The organism is Flectobacillus sp., assembly GCF_049240685.1.
GTDB lineage: Bacteria > Bacteroidota > Bacteroidia > Cytophagales > Spirosomataceae > Flectobacillus.
Genome location: NZ_JBMLSD010000201.1, coordinates 1 through 7,043 on the forward strand (window position 1 = coordinate 1; position 7,043 = coordinate 7,043).

6 protein-coding genes are annotated in these 7,043 nt (G+C 37.3%); 1 reads left to right on the forward strand and 5 read right to left on the reverse strand.

The window, feature by feature from the left end; all coding sequences use genetic code 11:
- Positions 1-60: 60 nt before the first annotated feature.
- The 5 genes from rpsA to ACOVQ4_RS09240 form a co-directional block, all read right to left on the reverse strand.
- Positions 61-1,866, reverse strand: a complete 1,806-nt coding sequence (gene rpsA, locus ACOVQ4_RS09220; protein ID WP_421820363.1) for a 30S ribosomal protein S1 — start codon at positions 1,864-1,866, stop codon at positions 61-63.
- A 154-nt stretch (positions 1,867-2,020) separates the two neighbouring features.
- Positions 2,021-2,695, reverse strand: a complete 675-nt coding sequence (locus ACOVQ4_RS09225) for a TVP38/TMEM64 family protein (RefSeq protein ID WP_421820364.1) — start codon at positions 2,693-2,695, stop codon at positions 2,021-2,023.
- A 37-nt stretch (positions 2,696-2,732) separates the two neighbouring features.
- A complete protein-coding gene (locus ACOVQ4_RS09230) occupies positions 2,733-3,209 on the reverse strand; it encodes a cytidine deaminase (protein ID WP_166549645.1) in 477 nt (158 codons plus the stop codon).
- Between the two features lie 400 nt (positions 3,210-3,609).
- Positions 3,610-4,371 (reverse strand): triose-phosphate isomerase, encoded by a 762-nt coding sequence (tpiA, locus tag ACOVQ4_RS09235; RefSeq protein WP_421820365.1) that lies wholly within the window; start codon positions 4,369-4,371, stop codon positions 3,610-3,612.
- Positions 4,372-4,626: 255 nt separating this feature from the next.
- A complete protein-coding gene (locus tag ACOVQ4_RS09240; RefSeq protein ID WP_421820366.1) occupies positions 4,627-5,088 on the reverse strand; it encodes a hypothetical protein in 462 nt (153 codons plus the stop codon).
- 258 nt (positions 5,089-5,346) lie between these two features.
- Between ACOVQ4_RS09240 and ACOVQ4_RS09245 the strand changes: the two genes are divergently transcribed.
- The gene (locus tag ACOVQ4_RS09245) at positions 5,347-6,678 is read left to right on the forward strand and encodes an aspartyl protease family protein (protein ID WP_421820367.1); all 1,332 of its coding nucleotides are present in this window, start codon (positions 5,347-5,349) and stop codon (positions 6,676-6,678) included.
- Positions 6,679-7,043: the final 365 nt, after the last annotated feature.

A 7,043-nucleotide genomic window follows, 5' to 3' on the forward strand; every position in this document is an offset into this window, starting at 1 on the left:
AAAAAAAGGCTCTGCCAACATACGTCAGCAGAGCCTTTTAATATACTCAATCAGAGATGATTATTTCTTCTTCTCTAATTTTTTCTTAGCTTCTTCACGAGCTGAGTCTTCCATTTGAGCTTTCAAAGCTGTCAAAGCATCTAAGTCACCCAAAGTTGATTTCTCAACAGAGCTAGTAACTTTTTCTACATCTTTAGCAGTCTTTTTCTTCTCTTCTTGAACAGCCTCTTCTTTAGCGTCGTTGAAAATTCTTGTGTGAGAAAGAGCGATTTTACGATCTTCTTTGTTGAATTCGATTACTTTGAAGTCAAGTTGTTCACCAGCTTCAGCAACAGAACCGTCTTCTTTCACCAATTGTTTCAACTGAGCAGAACCTTCGATACCGTAAGGCAATTCCAAAGTAGCACCTTTGTCATTTTTCGCAACGATAGTAGCTTTATGAACAGAACCTACAGTGAAGATTGATTCAAATGTATCCCAAGGGTTTTCTTCCAATTGTTTGTGACCTAAAGCCAAACGACGGTTGTCCGCGTCAAGCTCCAATACCACAACGTCTAATTTCTCACCAACTTTGATGAACTCAGAAGGATGTTTGATTTTCTTAGTCCAAGACAAGTCAGAAACGTGAACCAAACCATCGATACCTTCTTCCAATTCAAGGAACAAACCGAAGTTGGTCAAGTTACGTACAGTACCAGTGTGCTTAGTACCTACAGCGTATTTGCTCAACAAATCTTGTTTAGTCCAAGGATCTTCAGTCAATTGTTTGATACCCAATGACATTTTACGCTCAGAGCGGTCCAAAGTCAATACAACTGCTTCGATTTCGTCGCCTACTTTCAAGAAGTCTTGAGGGTTACGCAAATGTTGAGACCAAGACATTTCTGAAACGTGGATCAAACCTTCAACACCTGGCAATACTTCTAAGAAAGCACCGTAATCAGCAACGTTTACAACTTTACCTTTTACTTTAGAACCGATTTCTACTGTAGCTGCCAAAGCATCCCAAGGGTGAGCTTGCAATTGTTTCATACCCAAAGAGATACGTTTCTTGTTCTCGTCGAAGTCCAAAACAACCACTTGGATTTTCTGATCCAATTTAAGCAATTCTTGTGGATGGTTGATACGACCCCAAGAAATATCTGTGATGTGCAACAAACCGTCAACACCACCTAAGTCGATGAACACACCGAAGTTAGTCATGTTCTTGATAACACCTTCAAGAACTTGTCCTTTTTCAAGGTTGTTCAAGATCAATTGACGTTGTTCTTCAAGGTCTTTCTCGATAAGAACTTTGTGAGAAACAACAACGTTATCGTTTGCATGGTTGATTTTAACAACCTTAACTTCCATTTTCTTACCAACGAAGATATCAAAGTCACGGATTGGTTTCACATCGATTTGTGAACCTGGCAAGAACGCCTCAACACCGAAGATATCAACGATAAGACCACCTTTAGTACGACGCTTAACGAAACCATCGATAACGATATCTTGCTCAAGAGCATCTTCGATGTTTTTCCATGCAGTCATTACTTTAGCCAATTTACGAGAAAGAATCAATTGACCAGCTTTGTCTTCTTGGTTCTCAACGTAAACATCTACTACATCTCCAACTTTCAATTCAGGCATATCTCTGAATTCTGAAGTTGGAACCATACCGTCTGATTTGAAACCGATGTTCAAAATCACTTCACGGTCTGTGATACCTACTACAGTACCTTTTACTACTTCTTTCTCAGTAACTTGGTTTAATGTACCTTCAATAAGAGCTTCTAATCTTGCTCTTTCTTCGGCAGAATAACCACCACCGATACCTTTTGTGCCGACTAATTCCCAGTCGAAATCTGCTAATTGATTAGCCATGTTTTAGTAAAAGCCCTTTTACATCAATGTGGCGGGCAAAACACATTGAAATTTAGTTAGTTATTCCCAATTGATTGGGGGTGCAAAGGTATAAAATTTTTCTAATATTCTGAAAATGAATGAGAAAAAAATTATAATACCTCTTCGATATCCCTTACTCTCCTATTGCTTTCCTTACTACTCTATACAATCCATACAATGAAATTCCAATCATCAATATAATAGCTATTTGTGCTACAGCTCCCTCACTTGGGTGTTCGATTAATGCCTTGATTTCTTTGGCTTGTGTTCCCACCCATATCGACAAAAGCGTGCGTGGCAACATACCGATAAAACCTGCAGTAAGGAAGTTTTTCAACTTGGCTCCTGAACAAGAAAACAATAAGTTGCTTACTGCAAAAGGTAATACAGGTGAAAGTCGGGCTAATAAAATAATTTTAAACTCCTCTTTCTGAAGATTTTGAAGAAGCTCTTTTACGCCTTTCCTTTCTTCCAAAGCATTTAGTAGTCGACCGCCGTCTATTTTGGCAGCCATTATGTAGCCAATCCACGATGCTAGCCAATAACTAACACAAACAGGTATGAGTGCTTGCCAACCCAAGAAATACCCACTCAATAGTGCCACAAAGGTAGTTGGCGTAAACGCAAAGGCCATTGTCAAACTAGCAGTGGCATATACCATTGTCCATGTGGGTAAGTCGAACTGGTGGATTGTTGCTTCATGAAACATCACCCATACCGTAATCGAAGAACTAACCACCAAGGGCATCACCCCTAAAAAAAAGGCGTAAACGATTGAGAAGGTATTCTGTTTAAAAAATGAATTCATAAGGATTGGTTTCGAATAAAATTTACTCGAAATCTGTTTAAAATTCTTCAAACTTCAAAGGAAGTAAGTCTCCAATAGATTCGGTTGCTAATACTTGGTTGTTTGCTCCAAGCATCAATAAACGAATTGGTTGTTTTTGACGCACTTCATACTCAAGCATTGCTTGGCGACAAGCACCGCAAGGAGGAACGCCTCTAAACTCGTCTCCTTTGCCAGGGCGTGCAATAACCGCAATAGATTTAATTTTTTTATCAGGATGATTAGCCCCTACCCAAAATATAGCCGATTGCTCGGCGCAAGAGCCAGATGGGAAAGCCGCATTTTCTTGATTATTGGCCGTGATAATTGTATCGTCTTCTAGTAATATAGCAGCACCTACATGAAACTGTGAATAAGGCGCATAAGACTTATAAGTAGCTTTACGAGCCTCCATCAATAACAACTGTTCTTTTGCACTCAATTCAGTTTCTGAGTCATAAGATTCTAACGAGATGGTTACATTTAATTTCTGCATAGTTTATGATGATTTTAGAAATAGGGAAAGATATAACGTGCTGTTTTTCAGAAAAGTTCTTAAAGAGTATGAAATTTTTTAGCTTGTTATTTTTCTCAATTAAAACTTTTAGAAAATCATCGATAAAATACTCAAAAAGCGACCATTTAAAACAAGCCTATAAACACCAAAAGCGCCATAGATGTGACAGAAAACAAGCTTCTGTCGCACCTACGGCGCTTTTTGAGATATTTTGTTAAGTCGTTGCTATCAAACTATCGATTCTTTTTATTTCGGATATTAGGTTTCCGAAATAAAAAATCCCAAATCTGAAATACTTAGAAATCCTTCGTAAAGTACGAATTCATCACTCATACTTGGGTATTATCTCTAATAACGACTAACGAATAACCTCTATCAACTAGAATGATTTTGCGATATTCACAAATTCACGAGATTTCAATGATGCACCACCGATTAGACCACCGTCGATGTCCTCACGAGCAAACAACTCAGGAGCATTTTTCTCGTTACAGCTACCACCGTATAGGATAGAAGTATTATCAGCTACTTCTTGTCCGTATTTTGTAGCAATATGAGCGCGCAAGAATGCGTGCATTTCTTGTGCTTGCTCAGAAGATGCCGTTACACCTGTACCGATTGCCCAGATTGGTTCGTAAGCAATTACTACTTTACCAAAATCTTCTGCTGACAAGTGGAAAAGGCTATCAGTTAATTGTGAAGCTACGAATTCTAAGTAACCAGGAGCATTACGTTGCTCTAGAGATTCTCCACAACAGAAGATTGGCGTCAAACCATTTTCAAGAGAGATATTTACTTTTTCAGCCAATTGCTCATTTGTTTCGCCAAAGTACTGACGACGCTCAGAGTGGCCTAAGATTACGTATTCTACACCGATTGATTTCAACATTGGCGCTGAGATTTCGCCTGTGTAAGCACCAGAAGCTTTTTGGTGGCAGTTTTGAGCCGAAATGCCCAAATTTACTACTGGCTCAGCATATTTTGTCAAAGTACTCAAGTACAAAGACGGAGAAGCAATCACTACAGTAACATCTGTAGATACCTCATCTTTCACCATGTTTGCCACTTCAGAAGCCAAGATTAATGCTTCTTCAGCTGTTTTGTTCATTTTCCAGTTACCAGCAACGATTTTCTTTCTCATTTTTTTAAGTAAAGTCGGGGAGAGAAACAGCTTGCGCTGAATCTATTGAACCACTGTTTTTTGGTTGAAACTTAATTACTTTACAAATTTATGGATAAAATATGCTTTGCACTAAATATTTAGGGATTTGTTTCGGTGAAGCATCACTTGGGCATCTTCTTTAAAACATATTGATTCTTCTCCTAACAATCAAGCTTTTAGCGCTCATAAAAAAGCCCCACAAATATTGCGGGGCTCCTATTGGCTTGATATCACCTAGTTTTTTGCGGCTAATATCTTATCGGTCTTTTTGGTAACCTTAGCTTTCTTTTTGGCTTTCAGTTTCGAGCCTAACAATTGTAATTCAGCTATTTTACGTTCGTAGCTTGCCACCAGCAAAGCGCTTTCGTATTTTTTGTTTTCTAAGTCGGCACTCATTTTTTTCATTTGCTCTTCGAGCTCATCAAACTTTTGCCCCATGGCATCAGCTTGCTTTTTGATGGTGCTTACCTGATTTTCCAACTTAGCGATTTCTACGTTCTTATATTTAATTTGGTCTTCTAAGTTAAGCTTTGTTTCTTTTAATTCTTTGATTTCTTTATGTGCTCGCTCTACACTTACATCAAGACGATCTTTGTCTTGAATGAGCGCTTGGTATTTTTGTTGGCTAACACAAGAAGACAAAAGTCCCCCTGCTAATGCAGCATAAAGTATTGGCTTAATAACTACTTTGGACATATCGGCGTTGGTTTTTATGGGAATGTGGGCAGTGATGAATACTCGGTAATCAATTTCTTTTTATCATTAATAAAACTCTTGCAGAAATCTAGCGTTTCAACTGCTTTTTCATTACTAGTTTTCTTAAATATAACTATTTATAAATACTTATCTCAACATTTTGCACCTTTCCAATGATAAATTTAAACAATCTAAGAATAAAATTTGTTTATTATCCTAAAACACTGTATATTAGATAGATACTAAACAGACAAGAATATGAGAACTACCTTGCTAAAAATTGTTCTTGTGCTGTTCATTGTTTTAATTTCTCATGAGCAGCAATTCGCATCCATCCATCATGCTTTCGTGACGTCGCTTAGCTTTCCTAAGTCACTTTCTCCCAACAAAACGAAGGAAAATGCATTGGAGGAAAAATTTGGTTTTCAGTTTGTTAAAAATAGAAAAATTTCTAAAATTCCGTTCGAGCTACAGGCAAATTTAATCATCATCCCATTAAAAATCAATAATTCAGATACCTTACACTTCATTCTTGACACAGGTGTAAGTACAATTCTTATTACAGACCCCACCTGCTTACAAAAACAAAATCTAACTCCTATCCGAAAAGTGAAGATTGCGGGTGCTGGCCAAGGTGAAAAACTGGAGGCTAGTATTGTCCTAAATAATACGATTCATATCGGAGAAGTGACAGGATACCATCAAAATTTGGTTGTCCTCAAAGAAGATATTCTCAAGCTGAGCGAGTTTGTTGGCCGTCCTATACATGGTATTATTGGTTATGAATTATTTGATAGGTTTGCCATAACTATTGATTTTAATATGAGGGCAATTACTTTTCAGAACCCAGATACTTATAAATATAAACCCTCAAAAGGTGAAAAAATTCCGATTTCGATAGAAGACAAAAAACCATATATCAATACCCTCGAGCTTGTAGATAGTGTTACTAGCGTTCCCATCAAAGTGGTGTTGGATACAGGTGCAGGTCATGCGTTATCGCTCGATGCCTCGGCCAATTCAAAAATAAAACTTCCTAATAAACTCATTAATGCTCAGTTGGGTAGAGGCTTGAGTGGTATAATCAATGGTAAGTTAGGGCGTATCCAAAAATTGAAAATCGGTAAATATACTTTACAAAATTTGGTGGCCTCTTTTCCTGATAGTAACTCTTACAAGGTGATTACTAATACCATGACAAACCCTCGTCATGGAAATATTGGCTGTGAGTTTTTAAGAAGGTTCAGAGTGACGTTTAATTACAGAGATCAGTACATTGTTCTGAAAGCTTCTAACAAAAATCTTAAAGAGCCTTTTGAACATAATATGACAGGAATGGAATTGGCAGCCAAAGGTCAGAACTACAACGAATACCTGATTGAAAGAATTGAAGCAAACTCCCCCGCAGAGGATGCTGGCTTACAAGAAGGCGATAAATTACTATTTGTGAATAACAAGTCTTCGCATGATATATCGATTAGCGAATTGTATAAACTCTTTCAAAAAGGCGAAGGAAAACCCTTGAATTTTGTAGTGAAAAGAGGAAATAATCTTATTGTAACTACCTTAACTCTAAAACGGGCAATATAAATGAAGCTTTCGGCTATCAGCTATGGGCACTCGGCTTTATTCTGTAGGCAAAAAAATCAACGGTTCTTACAGAATTATTAGTACATTTTAATGCCTACGTCTTGTTAACTAAAGCGTAACAATACAAAAAACTAAAGAAACTGTAAAGATAAATCATTGACAATTAAACCCTTACATTAGTCGTGCATGAAGGGTTTTCAACTATTACAGATTTGGAATTTCTGATTTCGGAAATAAAGTAAAATACCTCTATTTTTTACAGAACATAAAAGATTACAGTTCCGAAATCCGATATCCAATATCCGAAATAAACAGTTTTCATATTCCTTCGTACAGCACTAACCTTACATTCACAATTCGTAATT